This window comes from Acinetobacter sp. CAU_H_60 (genome assembly GCF_058599385.1).
This window is the reverse complement of record NZ_CM178653.1, coordinates 1,608,678-1,624,657: the sequence shown is the minus strand read 5'-3', so window position 1 is coordinate 1,624,657 and position 15,980 is coordinate 1,608,678. Positions and strand designations below refer to the sequence as shown.

The window sequence follows — 15,980 nt, the reverse complement described above, 5'->3', positions numbered from 1 at the left end:
GCTTAAGCCTTGTGCAAGAAAGGGAGGTTAGGAGGGGTTTTTTAAACACGTTCAATAATCAGCGCGATACCTTGACCTACGCCAATGCACATAGAGCAGAGAGCATATTTCCCGCCAGTCTGTTCCAGCTGGTTCAGTGCGGTTGTCACCAGACGGGCACCGGAAGCACCGAGTGGATGGCCAATGGCAATGGCACCGCCATTCGGGTTTACATGGGCAGCATCATCTGGAAGGCCAAGGTCACGGGTCACGGCTAAGGCCTGTGCAGCAAAGGCTTCATTCAGTTCAATGACATCCATCTGATCTAGTGTCAAACCGGTCTGGGCCAGTAGCTTTTTAATCGCTGGTGCCGGACCAAAGCCCATAATGCGTGGTTCAACACCGACAACCGTTGAGCCAATAATTTTGGCACGCACTTCTAGGCCATATTCAGCAACAGCTTCATCAGAGGCAATCAGGAGTGCCGCTGCACCATCGTTAATGCCAGAAGCATTGCCGGCAGTCACCGTACCATCCGCTTTTACAACTGGTTTTAGCTTAGTTAAACCTTCTAGTGTCGTAGAAGCACGTGGATGTTCATCTGTATCAACAACCACAGGTTCGCCTTTACGCTGAGGAATCACTACCGGAATGATTTCATTTTTAAAGAAACCTTTGGCCTGCGCCGCTGCAGTACGTTGCTGGCTGGTCAGGGCAAACTTGTCTTGATCTTCACGGTTGATATTGAACTGTGCTGCCACATTTTCCGCAGTTTCCGGCATGGTTTCCACGCCATACAGTTCCTTCAGTTTCGGGTTGATAAAACGCCAGCCCATGGTAGTATCTTCAAGCTTTTGAGTACGGCCATAAGCGGTTTCAGACTTACCCATCACCAGCGGTGCACGTGACATGGATTCCACACCACCAGCCATAATCAGATCGGCTTCACCGGCTTTAATGGCACGAGCCGCAATGGCTACCGCATCGAGTGATGAACCGCAAAGACGGTTAATCGTAGTTGCCGGTACCTGATAAGGCACTCCTGCGAGCAAAGCGGACATACGACCCACGTTGCGGTTATCTTCACCGGCCTGGTTGGCACAGCCATAGATGATGTCATCCACTTTTTCCCAGTTGATACTTGGGTTACGTTCCATCAGCGCTTTAATCGGGATCGCGCCAAGATCATCAGCACGGACAGGTGCCAGTCCACCCGCATAGCGACCGAATGGGGTACGGATGGCATCGATGATGTATGCGTTTTTCATTGTTTCTATTTCCAGTTCTCTAATCCCTCCCGACCTCCCTTTGATAAAGGGAGGAGAGCTTCCGGCATATATTTTCGAAAGTCCCCCTTTGAAAAAAGGGGGATTTAAGGGGATTTAATTTTCCTTTATTACTTAACCTTGTGTTGCATCAATCAGTTTGGCACCCGTCATCGACTGCAATTCTTCAAATGACAGACCTTCAACTTTTTCAATCACTTTCATACCTTCAGCCGTGACATCAATCACACACAGATCGGTATAAATACGGTCTACACATTTCAGGCCAGTGGCAGGATAAGTCAGTTCAGCCACAATCTTCGGTTCACCTTTTTTAGTGACGTGATCTGTTGTGATAAAGACTTTCTTGGCACCGACGGCCAGATCCATCGCACCACCGACTGCGGGAATTGCATCTGGTGCACCGGTATGCCAGTTGGCTAGATCACCATTTTCAGCGACCTGAAAAGCGCCCAGTACCGCAATGTCCAGGTGACCGCCACGCATCATGGCGAAAGAATCGCCATGGTGGAAGAAAGCACCGCCAGTCAGCATGGTCACAAATTCTTTACCGGCATTAATCAGCTCAGGGTCTTCTTCGCCTTTGGCAGGTGGCGGACCGAAAGCCAGCAAGCCATTTTCAGAATGTAGGAAAACATCCTTGTCTGCAGGAAGATAGCTGGCAATCTTGGTCGGCAGGCCAATACCAAGGTTGACATAGGCACCATCAGGAATGTCCTGGGCAACACGTTCAGCAATCTGGTCACGGGTCAGTTTGATATAGCTCATGATTTTGCTCCTAAATTACTGTGCCGGTTGTACTTGAACAACATGTTGGACAAAGATGCCTGGGGTAATAATGTGTTCCGGATCCAGCTCACCGAGTTCAACGACTTCAGCAACTTGGGCAATAGTCACATCTGCCGCCATCGCCATGATTGGACCGAAGTTACGTGCGGATTTACGATAGACCAGATTGCCCCAGCGATCACCTTTATGCGCTTTGATCAGAGCAAAGTCCGCCTTGATTGGATTTTCTAAAACGTAATCTTTGCCTTCATAATTCAAGGTTGGCTTGCCTTCTGCCAGCAAGGTGCCAAAACCAGTCGGCGTGTAGATTGGACCTAGGCCTATACCGGCAGCCTGAATTCGACAGGCCAGGTTGCCTTGCGGCACCAGTTCCAGTTCGATCTTGCCGGCACGGTACAGCTCGTCAAAGACCCAGGAGTCTGACTGGCGTGGAAAAGAACAGATGATTTTACGAACTGCGCCGGTCTTTAGCAGTTTTGCCAGGCCATAGTCGCCATTGCCGGCATTATTGTTAACGATCACCAGATCTTTCACGCCCAGCTCAATCAGGCCATCAATCAGTTCAGCGGGCTGACCGGCAGTACCAAAACCACCGATCATGATGGTGGAGCCGTCCTTGATTTGTGAGAGTGCTTCAACCAGAGAAGCAGAACTTTTATCAATCATAATCTTTCCTTTACTGCCTATCACTCAGGCACGTTTTGAATCAGAAGCTAAATTTGTTTGCAGTGAAGATTTCTTCGGGCTAAGTACAAAGTGCGCCAGCAGGCCGATACAGATGCCCCAGAACACGGAACTCATGCCAAGCAGGCTCATGCCAGAAGCGGTAGCCAGAAAGGTAATCAGAGCAGATTCACGTTGGTTTTCTGTTTGCATGGCCACGGTCAGATTGCTGGAAATTGCACCGAGTAAAGCCAATCCTGCCAATGCTGCAATCAGTTCTTTGGGAAACAGACTGAACAGCATCACGATACTGCCTGCAAACAGGCCACCTAAAATGTAGAACAGGCCATTACATACACCAGCGATATAACGTTTTTCTGGTAATTCGTGCGCATCTTTGCCTATGCAAAGTGCTGCAGTAATTGAACCCAGAACTGTGGTAATACCACCAACCCAGGCCACTACCAGAGAGGTAATACTGGCTATGGTAATAATGGGTTTGGCTGGTACCTGATACCCGCTGATTTTTAATAAACTCATCCCCGGCAAAAACTGGCCAGACAGGCTGACTAGAATCAGAGGGAGTGCCAGGTTAAAAGTCGATGACCATGTCCACTCCGGCTGAATCAGTTGCGGAATGGCTAAACTGAAGTCCATGCTGACTGGCTGGAACTGCCCTAGAATCATGCTTAAACAGACACCAGCCGCCAATACCCATAACATGGCATAACGGGGATTCAGCCGTTTGGCGACTAAAAACACCAGCAACATGCCAAGTACGATCATGGGCATATTGTCTGTGGCACTAAACAAGTCCAAACCGAAATTCACCAAAATGCCAGCCATCATTCCTGCGGCAACCGCTTGTGGAATCAGCGCTAACAATTTATCGAAATAGCCACTAATGCCAATCACAAACAGCACCACCGCCGTGGTGATATAGGCAGCAATCGCTTCATTCAGTGAAATATCGGGAAATAAGGTCACTAAAAGTGCCGTACCAGGTGCTGACCAAGCCATCACAATCGGCACTTTGAACCTGATGGATAAATAGATACTGGAAACAGCAGCACCTATGGAAATCCCCCAGATCCAGGAAATCATCATGGCTGCAGATACTTGTGCCTGCTGGGCCGCCTGGAAAAAAATAATGAGGGGACCGGCATAAGAAATCAGTACTGCTAAAAATCCTGCAACAGTGGCTGAAATCGACCAGTCATTTTTTAAGGTTTGAAACAGGTGACTCATTGGCAATATGCCTCCTTGCGTCTAGCAATGATCCTGTTGATCTGGTATGGATCGGGATTAACCCAGATCGCCACCACCGACAGGTACTACCGTACCGGTCATATAGGACGATTCATCCGAAGCCAGGAATAAAATGGCATTCACTTGTTCCTGAATCGTGCCGTAACGTCCCAGGAAAGTACGGTCAATAGTTTGATCCACCACTTGCTGCATCCATACTTTTTCAGTTTCCGTTAATGGATTGGCATTACGTGGAACCTTACGTGGCGGTGCTTCGGTACCACCCGTTGCAACGGCGTTGACACGAATCCCGTCTTTGGCATGTTCAAAGGCAAGAGCAGCAGTCAAGCCGTTAACTCCACCTTTAGAAGCCGAATAAGGCACCCGGTTAATGCCACGGGTTGCAATTGACGATACGTTTACAATGGTGCCATGCTGCTGCTTGATCATTTGCGGTAGTACTGCACGGCAGCACCACATTGTTGGGAAAAGAGAGCGGTTCACTTCCTTGATGATTTCTTCTTCAGAAAACACTTCAAAAGGCTTCATCCAGATCGCGCCACCGACGTTATTGATCAGTACATCAATACGTCCATAGGTCTCCAGTGCTTTGGCCATGACAGCCTCGGCACCAACATAGGTTTCCAGATTGGCCTTGACGATGATGGCATCGCCACCTTTCGCTTCAATTTCCGCCAGCACTTCTTCTACATAGGGAGAAAGGTCGGCCATGACGACTTGTGCGCCTTCAGCAGCAGCCTGGATGGCTACACCGCGACCGATGCCTTGCGCAGCACCAGTCACGATTACGACTTTATCTTCAAATCTTGGGTTACGGTTCATGAGATTCTCCGGCTTCTAAACTTAGTTGGCAGAGAATTTTTCAAACAAGAAGCTGGCAGGTTTGACACCTTCAGCATCCAGCCAGCCGCGAACCGCTTCAACCATTGGCACTGGACCACATAGGTAGATATCGACATCTCCAGCGTTCAGCCATTCGTTTTCGATATGACCGGTTACATAGCCTTTACGCTCATGTGCAGATTCTGGATTTGCGACCACTGTACGATATTCGAACCATGGGAATTTATCCTGTAGTTCATTCAGCTTTTCAATTGCGACCAGGTCAAAGTCATTGGTCACACCAAATACCAGACGTACTGGATATTCAGAACCTTTTTCTTCCAGTACCTGTAACATCGACATGAATGGCGCGATGCCTGTACCACCTGCCAGCATCAATACCGGACGGGTCACATTACGCAGATAGAAGCTGCCGAATGGACCGGTAAAGGTCATTTTGTCACCCGCTTTTGCATCAGCGCTGAGGAAACTCGACATTTTGCCGTTCGGCACATTGCGCACCACGAAGCCGGTTAAACGGTTGCCCGGCTTGGAACTGAATGAGTAAGAACGGGTTTCAGTGGTGCCAGGAATGCCGACATTGACATATTGTCCGGCCAGAAAATGGATATCTGGTTGACCATCATCGAGTTGAATATCAAAGGTAATGGTGGAATCAGACAGGTTTTCTACACGGGCCAACGTACCTTGAAATGCGTGAATCTCGGTTTTGCAAACATCAGACGAAGCCTGAATCTGGAACACGGCATCTGAAGTCGGTTTACATTGGCAAGCCAGAATAAAACCTTCTGCGGCTTCTTCTGGAGTCAGTGCATCTTCAATATACATTTCTTCAGGCATGTCATACGCACCTGATTCACAAAAAGCGCGGCACGTTCCACATGCACCGTCACGGCAATCTAGAGGGATATTGATCTTTTGACGGTAAGCTGCATCGGACAGGGTTTCGCCTTGGGCAACACTAATAAAACGTGTAACGCCATCTTCAAATTGGAGTGCAACATTGTGGTTTGACATGGCTGAATATCCTATATAAATCTTTGAAACTTAGCCTTTCAGCCATATTTCCCTGGCTGAAGGGCTTTTTGACCTTGCTGTCGAAACAGTCTTAGAGGTGATAAATGTCGATAACCTGGTTGATGTAATCGTTTTTCAGCACCACGTATTTGCTTAGAATCTGTGGTTTTTCACCTGAAAAATCGATCTCGTAACGAGACATACCGAAATAGCTGTAGCTGGTTTTGTAGCGGAAACTCAGGGTATTCCAGTTAAAGCGCACAGTGACCTTGTCACTGTCACGTTCCACAATTTCAATATTGCAGATGTTGTGGCTGGTACGGGTATCCGGCATGGTGGCAGATGAACGTTCTGTCTTGATCCGGAACACACGGTCTTCCAAGCCCTGACGGTCAGGGTAGTAGATCAGTGAGATTTCAGACTGTGGATCTTCAGTCAGACGGTCATCATCATCCCAAGCTGGCATCCAGAAAGAAGCAGTAGGGGCGTAGCACTGTAACCAGTCATCCCATTGCTCATCATCTAAAAAGCGGGCTTCCTGATACAGGAACTGCGCAATATTTTCTAAAGTGATGTCGCTCATGCGGTTTCTCCTTCAGTGCTTGCAGCAATTTCTTTTTCAGTCGCAATGCCTTTTTTGATCAGTTCTAGCCAGTACTGGTGCTGAGCTAGGTACAGGCCTTCATCTTCAGTTTTAATGCCAGACAGCTTTGGTTTCAGGCCAATTTCATTGGCTGCATCATCCGGCCCTTGAATCCAGTGTTTAGACCCGCGACACATGTCGTTCCATTCCAGTGCGATCCCTGCATAACCAGCCTGACAGGCACGAAATTCTTCAAGATCGTCCGGAGTTGCCATACCAGAAGCATTAAAGAAATCTTCATACTGACGGATACGGCGAGTGCGTGCTTCAGGCTCTTCACCAACAGGACCGATACAGTAAATAGTCACTTCAGTCTTATCGACAGAGATCGGACGCAGGACACGAATTTGTGAGCCGAACTGATCCATGAAGTAAACGTTTGGATAGATACACAGGTTACGTGAACGCTCGATCATCCATTTCGCCATGGCTTCGCCATAACGCTCGGTATATTCATCTTTCTTGGCAAAGTTTGGACGGTCTTCCGGGTTGGCCCATTGTGTCCAAAGCAGCATGTGACCATGTTCAAAGCCGTAAGAACCACCGCCTTGTTTGCCCCATGAACCTGCGCTCATGGCACGAATATTATCGCCAGCTTCTTTTTCCTTACGTTGCTGAGTCGTTGCAGCATAGTTCCAGTGCACGGCAGAGACGTGATAACCATCGGCACCGTTTTCTGCAGTCAGCTTCCAGTTACCTTCATAGGTATAAGTCGATGAACCGCGTAAAACTTCCAGACCTTGCTCAGACTGACCCACGATCATGTCGATGATCTTCGTGGCTTCACCCAGGTATTCTTCCAGAGAAGGAACATCCGGATTCAGGCTGCCAAACAAGAAGCCTTTGTAATTTTCAAAACGGGCTACTTTTTTCAGGTCATGAGAACCGTCCTGGTTAAAGCAATCTGAATAGCCTGCATCAGCCGGGTCTTTCACTTTTAACAGCTTGCCTGAGTTATTGAATGTCCAGCCATGGAATGGGCAGGTATAGGTTGCTTTATTGCCACGCTTATAACGGCACAGTTGTGCACCGCGGTGAGAGCAGGCATTGATCATGGCATTTAGTTCGCCATTACGATTACGTGCAATGATGATTGGCTGACGGCCAATATGGGTTGTGTAGTAATCGTTGTTGTGGGGAATCTGGCTCTCATGGGCCAGATAAACCCAGTTTCCTTCAAAGATATATTTCATTTCCAGATCAAACAGGGCTTGATCAGTAAATACGGAACGGTGCAGTTTAAATTCACCAGATTCAAAATCATCGACCAGTAATTCATCAATACGGTCTAAATGGCTGGTGTTAATTACAGGAATACGAGGCATGTCCAGTCTCCGACTTTCCAAGGAGGGGAAGTCATCGGGATGTTGCTCAGACTGACATCCCGATTCCATTTTGAATTAAGCGCTTGCGCGACGACGTTCTACTTCAGTGCTTGGTGCAGCAGCCTGGTCTTTCACCAGTTCGATATTGAACTGGATATGTTTGAATGGACCATTTAAACCACGGCGTGTGATTTCAGCTTCATCGGTCACATCAACAGCAGTTGCGACCAGACCATCACGTGTGGCGAATGCAAAGTCATCCCACAGGTATTGATCGCCTTCGATGTTGAACTGTGTGGTTAACTTCCGATAACCCGGCGCAGATACGAAGTAATGCACATGAGATGGGCGGTTACCGTGACGACCTAATTTGTCCAGTACGAACTGGGTGGTACCTTCAGGCGGGCAACCATAACCGACCGGCATGGTGGTCAGCGCAATATATTTACCGTCTTGATCGGTAAAGATAGAACGGCGCAGGTTAAAGTCCGATTGTGACTTGTCAAAGAAAGAGTAGTTGCCCAGGCTGTTGGCATGCCAGACTTCAACTTTTGCACCTTCAATGATGTTGCCGTCAGTATCGGTCACTGTGCCTTCAATAATCAGGGTTGGAATTTTGCCTTCTTCAGAACCGTCATCCATACGCGCAAAACCAACGGACTCAGGTGCACCTGCAACATAGAGCGGGCCTTCGATGGTACGTGGTGTACCGCCAGTAATGCCTGCTTTGGTATCTGCTTCATCCGCGCGTAAGTCTAAGTAATGTTCCAGACCCAGACCTGCAGCCAGTAAGCCTAATTCATTGGCTTGACCTGCATCAGTAAAGTATTCCAGACCTTTCCAGAGTTCAGTCTGAGAAATATCAAGATCTTCAATAGCCTGGAAAAGATCACCTAATAAACGTACAACAACTTGTTGTACACGCTCATCAACTGGTCCTGTCGCTGTATCGACATTCATTTTTTTAACCAATGCATCAATTTCTTGGCGGTTCATACTATTGCTCCTAAAGTATGTTTTCATATTTTAGTGGCGCATCTTTAGCTTTATCGGCTGGCTAAATTTGGCTGGCCACAAGTCCTTTTGGTTTACCCTCAGGTGTATGGGTGAGAAGGATTTTTTTATTTCCATTCCCGAATTTATTCATTACTTGTCATCATCTCGAATCGATGATGGATGGCGGTTCAATGCCATAACTTCGATGTTCATATACGGGTAGAGCGGCAAGCCCTGTAGCAGGTTGTGCAACTCTTCATTGCTTTCAACATCAAAAATACTGATGTTTGAATACTGCCCGGTGATGCGCCAGATATGACGCCACTTACCCTGGCGTTGCAGATCCTGTGAATAGGCTTTTTCGACAGCCTTAATTTCATTGGCCTGTTCAACTGGCATATCTTTTGGAATATTGACGTCCATTCGTACTTGGAAAAGCATGGGGTTCTCCTGGAATTATTGACGACGCAAGTTGTCAATTTTGTTTTCATCCAACTCAATACCCAGACCTGGTCCTTTCGGAATCTCAAGTTCAAAGTTTTGATACTGGAGTGGGGTTTTTAAAATTTCATCAGTTAGCAGCAGAGGACCAAACAGTTCGGTGCCATAAGCGAGACTTTCAAAAGTCGAGAAGGCATGGGCAGAGGCGATGGTGCCCACCGGGCCTTCCAGCATGGTGCCGCCATACAGATCGATGCCTGCCAGCTGTGCCACTTTTGCAACTTCACAGCCTTCAATCAGGCCACCAGATTGCGCCACTTTAACTGCAAAAACTGATGAGCCATGCTGACGTGCGATCTGATAAGCAGACTGCGGGCCCATCAAGGATTCATCCGCCATGATGGCGATATCAAAACGCTGGGTTAGACGTCGCATTGCATCCAGATTGTCAATGGCGCACGGCTGTTCAATCAGGTCAATGCCGCCGTCCTGGAGTAACTGAATACCTTTAATCGCATCCAGCTCTGACCAGGCACGGTTCACATCCACACGGATCGAAATGTCTTTGCCCAATGCCTGTTTAATGGCAAGCACGTGTTCAACATCCTGTTCCACTGGACGTGAACCAATTTTCAGTTTGAAAATATTGTGGCGTTTGGCCGCAATCATTTTCTGGGCTTCAGCAATGTCTTTCTCGGTATTGCCAGATGCCAGTACCCACAGCACTGGGATGCTGTCACGTAAACGTCCACCTAGAATTTCACTCAGTGGTTGGTTCAAACGTTGTGCCTGGATATCCAGTAGTGCAGTTTGAATGGCACATTTGGCAAAACGGTTACCATTAATATTCTTTTTGATGGCTTGTAATGTCTGTGCAACATTCAAACCCGATAATGTTTTCAGAAGCGGTGCGAAGTAAGTCTCAATATTCACTTTGACACTTTCTGGGCTTTCTTCACCGTAGCCTAAACCGCCAATGGTGGTGGCTTCGCCCCAACCCACATAGCCGTCTTCGGTGGTGATTTTGACCAGGACCAGTGTCTGGGTTTGCATGGTTGCGACAGCCATCTTGTGAGGACGGATCGTCGGTATTTGAACCAGCAAGGTTTCAACTGACTTATACATAATTACGCTTCACATTCTTGCTTTAATGTTTTGACTTGATATACCTTAAAAGAATAATTTTGATTGGTCTAAGATCGATTTAGCATTTTTTTATACTTTAAAGGTATGCATAAATATGGAACTCAGGCATTTGCGTTACTTCGTCGCAGTCGTCGAAGAACAAAGTTTTACCAAGGCGGCAGAAAAACTGTTTATTGCTCAACCACCTTTAAGTAGACAGATACAAAATCTGGAACAGGAATTGGATATTCAGCTCTTTGAAAGAGGTAGCCGACCGCTTAAGACCACAGAAGCAGGTCAATTCTTCTATCAACATGCGGTTAAACTTTTGTCTAATGCGGAAGAAATCAAATCGATGACCAAGCGGATTGGCATCGCGGATCGCACTATTAGCATTGGTTTTGTCGGATCTTTATTATTCGGTTTACTGTCGCGTATTGTGTTTCTATTTAAGCAGCAACATCCCCAGCTCAAAATTGAGATGGTTGAAATGAATACTTCAGAGCAGATTCAGGCACTTAAAGAAGGGCGGATTGATGTCGGTTTTGGACGTTTAAGGATTTCAGATCCGGCAGTGAAACGGGTATTACTGCGTGAAGAACGGCTGATGGTCGCGGCACATTCTAGCCATTTTCTTTTGCAACGAGATGGCGTGAATCTGGCTGAACTGGTAGATCAGCCACTCTTTTTATACCCGAATAATGGTAAGGCTAATTTTTCTACCCAGGTGCGCGGTATATTTTCCGAGTATGGACTAGAGCCGAAAAATATCCGTGCAGTCAGTGAATTGCAACTGGCGCTGGGTTTTGTGGCTGCTGGAGAGGGTGTCTGTATTGTGCCGGAAAGTGCCCAGAATATTCGGCTGGCACATTTAAACTTTATCCCTTTATTAGATGAATTTGCGGTTAGTCCGGTCTTTATGGCTATTCGTAATATGGATGAAAGTGAATATATTCGTTATCTGTTTGATGCGGTCTATCAGGTCTATGATCTTGAAGCGATTAAATATGATCGTGCGGTGTTTTAAACAAGATTAAAACTTTTTAGATGTTATATAAAATAAGTGAAATTATTATTTAATGACTGAATTAAAGTCGTTTTATTTAGATGAATATCATTAAAGCATAGTAAATAAAGCCTTTTCTTTAAGGCAGACTTTATAGGTATAGAAGCATGCCTATTCAGTTTTGGACATTTATGCACATCTTCTGCATTGTGAATCTCATAAATTGAACTTCACAATTAGGAGGTGGAGATGTCTACAAATAAAGTGAATATAAATACGCTGATTGATGAAGCAAAGTTCACGCCTTTTCATTGGGGCGTCCTGATCTGGTGTTTGCTGATCATTATTTTTGACGGTTATGACCTGGTGATTTACGGCGTTGCTTTACCACTACTGATGCAGGAATGGTCACTCAGTGCAGTACAGGCCGGAATGTTAGCCAGTACCGCCTTGTTCGGTATGATGTTTGGTGCCATGAGCTTTGGCACTTTGTCCGATAAACTGGGACGTAAAAAAACCATCATGATCTGTGTCGCGATCTTTAGTGGTTTTACGTTTATCGGTGCCTTTGCAACATCACCTGTCGAATTCGGAATTCTACGTTTTCTTGCCGGACTAGGAATTGGTGGCGTGATGCCAAACGTCGTTGCCCTGATGACGGAATACGCACCAAAAAGGATTCGCAGTACACTGGTCGCTTTGATGTTTAGTGGCTATGCCATCGGCGGGATGACATCTGCCTTGCTTGGCGCATGGCTGGTGCCACAGTTTGGCTGGAAAATCATGTTCTTGCTTGCGGGTACTCCTTTACTGTTCCTGCCGATACTCTGGAAATATTTACCAGAATCCCTGATGTATCTGACCAATAAGCAGCAAACGGCTCAAGCGCAAAGCATTATCCAGAAAATTTCGCCAACACAGGTAATTGGATCTGACACCCAGTTTGTCCTGAATGAAGTGCAAAAAGGCGATGAAGCACCTTTAAAAGCATTATTCCAGCAAGGCCGCACATTTAGTACCTTTATGTTCTGGCTGGCATTTTTCATGTGTCTATTAATGGTCTATGCACTGGGTAGCTGGTTACCAAAACTGATGATCCAGGCTGGATATTCACTGGGTGCCAGCATGATTTTCCTGTTTGCCCTGAATATTGGCGGCATGATTGGGGCTATTGGTGGGGGGTATCTGGCAGATCGTTTCCATATTAAAAAAGTGTTGACCATCATGTTTCTTTGCGGGGCAGCTTCTTTAATCCTGCTCGGTTATAACAGTCCGCAATTCGTGCTTTATAGCTTGATTGCAGTGGCCGGTGCAGCAACTATTGGTTCACAAATTCTCCTGTATACCTTCGTGGCACAATATTATCCATCAACGGTGCGCTCTACCGGCATGGGTTGGGCTTCCGGAATTGGACGTATTGGTGCGATCGTTGGACCGGTATTGACAGGTGCTTTACTCACCATGAATTTACCGCATCAAATGAACTTCTTTGCAATTGCGATTCCCGGTTTGATTGCTGCGCTGGCAATTTTCCTGGTGAACTTAAAAATGTCTGTAGAAGGTCAAGCCCTTGCTGCACCTGAGATTCGCACTGATTCTCTCGCTGAAAAAGCAAGTTAATGGATTAAATATCAATTAATAAAGAAAACACTTCTAATGATAGAGATCGCCATCGTAAGCGGTGGTGATCTGTTGCTAGAATCGAGACGCATAATAAAAAAGTGAGTTTAGGATGAACACGAAACAATTATTTAATAATCAAACAATCACATTAAAACGCACGGTTCTGATGAGCATGATGGCAATGAGTTTAGGGGGCCTTAGCTTGTCTACCCAAGCACAAACTCCAGCTCAGTCCAATCAGCAGGAAATTGAGCAGTTGCGTCAAGAGGTTCAAGCTTTACGTGCCTTGATTGAGCAGCAGCAAACTCAGACAGCTGCTGTGACTGCCCCTGTAGCGATAACGCCAGCACCTACAAATACAGCAGTAGCGCCTGCGAGCAAACCTGTGATGAAAATTGCCAGTGGGGCCGAGTTTAATCTATACGGTAATATCCGTGCTGATGCCTCTTATCAGGCTGAGGGCGGTGCAGCGACACGTATGTATAACCAGATTAATGCGGTACCTCTTGAAGGCACAGGTGAACGCAGTGATGAGTTTAAATCCACGCTTTCAGCCACGCGTTTAGGGATGGATTTTCAAGCGCCCGTGGGTGCTGGGGATAAAGCCTTAAGTGGTAAAGTTGAGGTCGATTTCCTGGGTGGGGCTAGTTTTGATAACCTGCGTATCCGCCATGCCTATATCAGCTATGCTGACTGGTTAATTGGTCAAACCTGGTCAAACTTTGCGACCCCAGACTATATACCTGAGACGGTAGATGCACTGGTTTATGCCGGTGGTTCAATTAAACGGACGCCTCAGATTCGTCATACCAGTACTTTGAGTCCAGCGACCAATCTGGTGCTTGCAGTAGAAGATCCGAAAGATGCGACCATTACGGGAATCAAACAGCGTTTACCGGCTTTAACTGCACGCTTAAACCACAAATTTGCGGATAATCTTTCTGTCAGCGCACGTGCGATGGGGAATGAAAAACGCGTGAATGAAGATGAAAAAACAGCATGGGGTGTGGGCTTAGGTGCCAAATACGAGTTTGTTCCAGGCACCAGCCTTAAGGCAGATTATTATCATGTCAAAGGGGATAGCAGTTTTGTCTCTTACGCTAACCCAGGTGTCGTTACAGCTGCTAATGGAGATCTTCTACAGAGTGAATTTGATTCGATTACTGTAGGGCTAACGCAGCAGTTTAATGATAAATTGCGTGGCACAGTAGGCTATGGTTATATGAATTTCGACCAAGATAATGGCTATCTTGCTGCTCCTGGTCTGAATCTAACAGCAGTGAACAAAGACCTTTGGCAGGCTTGGGCCAATGTGTTCTATAACCCTACAAAACCGCTGAGTTTTGGCCTGGAATATGTTTATGGTGAACGTGAAGCACTGGGGGCTGCACCAAATGGCAGTACAAAGGGTGAAGATAACCGAGTGAATGCCGTTGCAATTTACAGTTTCTAAACTCTAGCGATTTAATATAAGAAATCTAGCGTGGATGAATTAATCCACGCTTTTTATATGATTCAGGATTACCTCTGCCAGTACATTGACAGCGTTTTCTATCTCAGAAGTCCAGTCAAATGAACAGTTCAGGCGAATATAATTCTGGCTGGTATGTTCCGGTTTAAACAGCAAAGCGGGGGCAATGGCAATATTGTGCTGAATCAGCTGTTCATATAAAACCTGACCATCCAGCTGTTCCGGCAATTTGATCCAGAGAAAATAGCCACTGGAATAATAATAAATTTCACAGACTGAATCTAAACGCGCTTTGAGTTCCTGATAAAACTTTTGTTTATACTTTTCCAGCTGCTGTCTTAGATGACGCAAATGCTTTTCATAATGATGATGGGACAGAAAATCGACCAGTGCATTTTGTAATAACGGACTAACAGTCAAAGTACTCATGAGCTGTAAATGCTGGATTGCATCGGAAAATGGGCCAGCGAAAACCCAGCCAACCCGCGCACCCATGCCCAATGTTTTGGAAAATGAAGAGCAGTGCAATACCCGTTGACGCTGATCAAAATATTTCACGGAAACCGGCTTATGAGCGCCATAATTGAGTTCCTGATAGACATCATCTTCAATCAGATATACCTGATATTCATTTAACAGTTCTGCAATTCTTTGCTTGATCTCTGAATTTACCGTAAAGCCAATCGGATTATGTGCATTCAGCATCAGCCAGCAGACTTTGATCGGGTACTGTTTAAGTGCTTGCTCAAATGATTCCAGGTCAAAACCAAACTGCGGATGTTCAGGGATTGTAATAACCTGCAAGCCTAAACGTTCAGCCGCCTGCCAGGCACCATAAAAAATGGTTTGCTGGAGCAGGATAAAATCACCCGGTTGAGTCAAAGCCTGTAAAGACAGATTGAGAGCTTCCAAGGCACCAGAAGTAATGACAATGTCATCCGAAATGCAGTTTATGCCTTGTAACTGATAGCGGTTGGCAATGAGTTGGCGTAATTCCTGATTACCCGGTGGCATATGATTTTGATGGCTATAACTGCTTTTTCTTTTGCTATGCTGCGCCAGAATCTGCATAAATCGGCTGTTATATAACAGTTCAGCATTTGGAAAAGCTGAACCAAAAGGCGCAATATTTGGAGTTTGCAGTGACTTTAAATAATTAAATACCACAGAGTTAATTTTAACTTTGGAGTTTAAGCCAATCTGTACCGCGGGTTCTTTACTGCTATAGGTTTGTGGTCGCTCTGCAATATAGTAGCCAGATTTATCTTTGGCATAAACCAATCCTTGTGATTCAAGCACCTGATAGGCATTAAGCACCGTCATCAGGCTATAGCCGGACAATTCAGTCTGCTCCCGCAATGAAGGTAATTTGTCATGCGCCTTCCATGCGCCATTTTCAATCATTTGGCGAATATTCTGGGCCAGCTTTTCAGATTTGAACATAAGAAAATAAAATCTAAACTGTACTAATATAATCAGAATTATATTATGAATAAGTTATTAA

15 protein-coding genes are annotated in these 15,980 nt (G+C 46.1%); 3 read left to right on the top strand and 12 right to left on the bottom strand.

Annotated features, from left to right (window positions below; translation table 11 throughout):
- Nucleotides 1–41: 41 nt before the first annotated feature.
- From pcaF to AC4MBN_RS07465, 11 genes are all read right to left on the bottom strand, one after another.
- Nucleotides 42–1,247 carry a 3-oxoadipyl-CoA thiolase gene (pcaF, locus tag AC4MBN_RS07515; RefSeq protein WP_419364410.1) on the bottom strand — a complete coding sequence of 402 codons (1,206 nt, stop codon included), beginning with the start codon at nt 1,245–1,247 and terminating at the stop codon, nt 42–44.
- A gap of 132 nt (nt 1,248–1,379) precedes the next feature.
- The gene (locus AC4MBN_RS07510) at nt 1,380–2,033 is read right to left on the bottom strand and encodes a 3-oxoacid CoA-transferase subunit B (RefSeq protein WP_491876771.1); all 654 of its coding nucleotides are present in this window, start codon (nt 2,031–2,033) and stop codon (nt 1,380–1,382) included.
- A 15-nt stretch (nt 2,034–2,048) separates the two neighbouring features.
- Nucleotides 2,049–2,720: a 3-oxoacid CoA-transferase subunit A gene (locus AC4MBN_RS07505; protein ID WP_491880074.1), complete on the bottom strand. Its 672-nt coding sequence runs from the start codon at nt 2,718–2,720 to the stop codon at nt 2,049–2,051.
- 24 nt (nt 2,721–2,744) lie between these two features.
- On the bottom strand, nt 2,745–3,965 hold the full coding sequence (gene benE / locus AC4MBN_RS07500; RefSeq protein WP_491880073.1) for a benzoate/H(+) symporter BenE: 1,221 nt from the start codon (nt 3,963–3,965) through the stop codon (nt 2,745–2,747).
- A 57-nt stretch (nt 3,966–4,022) separates the two neighbouring features.
- On the bottom strand, nt 4,023–4,808 hold the full coding sequence (gene benD / locus AC4MBN_RS07495) for a benzoate diol dehydrogenase BenD (protein ID WP_491880072.1): 786 nt from the start codon (nt 4,806–4,808) through the stop codon (nt 4,023–4,025).
- Nucleotides 4,809–4,829: 21 nt separating this feature from the next.
- The gene (gene benC / locus AC4MBN_RS07490; RefSeq protein ID WP_491880071.1) at nt 4,830–5,846 is read right to left on the bottom strand and encodes a benzoate 1,2-dioxygenase electron transfer component BenC; all 1,017 of its coding nucleotides are present in this window, start codon (nt 5,844–5,846) and stop codon (nt 4,830–4,832) included.
- Between the two features lie 91 nt (nt 5,847–5,937).
- The gene (gene benB / locus AC4MBN_RS07485; protein ID WP_491880070.1) at nt 5,938–6,429 is read right to left on the bottom strand and encodes a benzoate 1,2-dioxygenase small subunit; all 492 of its coding nucleotides are present in this window, start codon (nt 6,427–6,429) and stop codon (nt 5,938–5,940) included.
- Nucleotides 6,426–7,814, bottom strand: coding sequence for a benzoate 1,2-dioxygenase large subunit (gene benA / locus AC4MBN_RS07480; RefSeq protein ID WP_180031198.1), 1,389 nt, complete (start codon nt 7,812–7,814; stop codon nt 6,426–6,428). The genes benB and benA overlap by 4 nt, the downstream gene beginning before the upstream one ends.
- A gap of 75 nt (nt 7,815–7,889) precedes the next feature.
- Nucleotides 7,890–8,810, bottom strand: coding sequence for a catechol 1,2-dioxygenase (gene catA, locus AC4MBN_RS07475; protein WP_491880069.1), 921 nt, complete (start codon nt 8,808–8,810; stop codon nt 7,890–7,892).
- 150 nt (nt 8,811–8,960) lie between these two features.
- The gene (gene catC / locus AC4MBN_RS07470; RefSeq protein WP_104426111.1) at nt 8,961–9,251 is read right to left on the bottom strand and encodes a muconolactone Delta-isomerase; all 291 of its coding nucleotides are present in this window, start codon (nt 9,249–9,251) and stop codon (nt 8,961–8,963) included.
- A 15-nt stretch (nt 9,252–9,266) separates the two neighbouring features.
- Complete coding sequence (locus AC4MBN_RS07465) at nt 9,267–10,376, bottom strand: muconate/chloromuconate family cycloisomerase (protein ID WP_419364396.1); 1,110 nt, start codon at nt 10,374–10,376, stop codon at nt 9,267–9,269.
- A 115-nt stretch (nt 10,377–10,491) separates the two neighbouring features.
- Between AC4MBN_RS07465 and AC4MBN_RS07460 the strand changes: the two genes are divergently transcribed.
- The 3 genes from AC4MBN_RS07460 to AC4MBN_RS07450 all read left to right on the top strand — a co-directional run bounded on the left by AC4MBN_RS07460 (nt 10,492) and on the right by AC4MBN_RS07450 (nt 14,458).
- Nucleotides 10,492–11,403, top strand: coding sequence for a LysR substrate-binding domain-containing protein (locus AC4MBN_RS07460; protein WP_312157081.1), 912 nt, complete (start codon nt 10,492–10,494; stop codon nt 11,401–11,403).
- Nucleotides 11,404–11,631: 228 nt separating this feature from the next.
- On the top strand, nt 11,632–13,002 hold the full coding sequence (locus AC4MBN_RS07455) for an MFS transporter (RefSeq protein ID WP_180131716.1): 1,371 nt from the start codon (nt 11,632–11,634) through the stop codon (nt 13,000–13,002).
- A gap of 112 nt (nt 13,003–13,114) precedes the next feature.
- Nucleotides 13,115–14,458 carry a DcaP family trimeric outer membrane transporter gene (locus tag AC4MBN_RS07450; RefSeq protein WP_491880068.1) on the top strand — a complete coding sequence of 448 codons (1,344 nt, stop codon included), beginning with the start codon at nt 13,115–13,117 and terminating at the stop codon, nt 14,456–14,458.
- A 39-nt stretch (nt 14,459–14,497) separates the two neighbouring features.
- On the opposite strand, the gene AC4MBN_RS07445 is transcribed toward AC4MBN_RS07450, so the two are convergent.
- Nucleotides 14,498–15,919, bottom strand: a complete 1,422-nt coding sequence (locus AC4MBN_RS07445; protein WP_491880067.1) for an aminotransferase-like domain-containing protein — start codon at nt 15,917–15,919, stop codon at nt 14,498–14,500.
- Between the last annotated feature and the right edge of the window lie 61 nt (nt 15,920–15,980).

Coding starts and splice junctions, on each gene's coding strand:
- pcaF (WP_419364410.1), bottom strand. CDS start 1,247: ATGAAAAACGCATACATCATCGATGCCATCCGTACCCCATTCGGTCGC.
- AC4MBN_RS07510 (WP_491876771.1), bottom strand. CDS start 2,033: ATGAGCTATATCAAACTGACCCGTGACCAGATTGCTGAACGTGTTGCC.
- AC4MBN_RS07505 (WP_491880074.1), bottom strand. CDS start 2,720: ATGATTGATAAAAGTTCTGCTTCTCTGGTTGAAGCACTCTCACAAATC.
- benE (WP_491880073.1), bottom strand. CDS start 3,965: ATGAGTCACCTGTTTCAAACCTTAAAAAATGACTGGTCGATTTCAGCC.
- benD (WP_491880072.1), bottom strand. CDS start 4,808: ATGAACCGTAACCCAAGATTTGAAGATAAAGTCGTAATCGTGACTGGT.
- benC (WP_491880071.1), bottom strand. CDS start 5,846: ATGTCAAACCACAATGTTGCACTCCAATTTGAAGATGGCGTTACACGT.
- benB (WP_491880070.1), bottom strand. CDS start 6,429: ATGAGCGACATCACTTTAGAAAATATTGCGCAGTTCCTGTATCAGGAA.
- benA (WP_180031198.1), bottom strand. CDS start 7,814: ATGCCTCGTATTCCTGTAATTAACACCAGCCATTTAGACCGTATTGAT.
- catA (WP_491880069.1), bottom strand. CDS start 8,810: ATGAACCGCCAAGAAATTGATGCATTGGTTAAAAAAATGAATGTCGAT.
- catC (WP_104426111.1), bottom strand. CDS start 9,251: ATGCTTTTCCAAGTACGAATGGACGTCAATATTCCAAAAGATATGCCA.
- AC4MBN_RS07465 (WP_419364396.1), bottom strand. CDS start 10,376: ATGTATAAGTCAGTTGAAACCTTGCTGGTTCAAATACCGACGATCCGT.
- AC4MBN_RS07460 (WP_312157081.1), top strand. CDS start 10,492: ATGGAACTCAGGCATTTGCGTTACTTCGTCGCAGTCGTCGAAGAACAA.
- AC4MBN_RS07455 (WP_180131716.1), top strand. CDS start 11,632: ATGTCTACAAATAAAGTGAATATAAATACGCTGATTGATGAAGCAAAG.
- AC4MBN_RS07450 (WP_491880068.1), top strand. CDS start 13,115: ATGAACACGAAACAATTATTTAATAATCAAACAATCACATTAAAACGC.
- AC4MBN_RS07445 (WP_491880067.1), bottom strand. CDS start 15,919: ATGTTCAAATCTGAAAAGCTGGCCCAGAATATTCGCCAAATGATTGAA.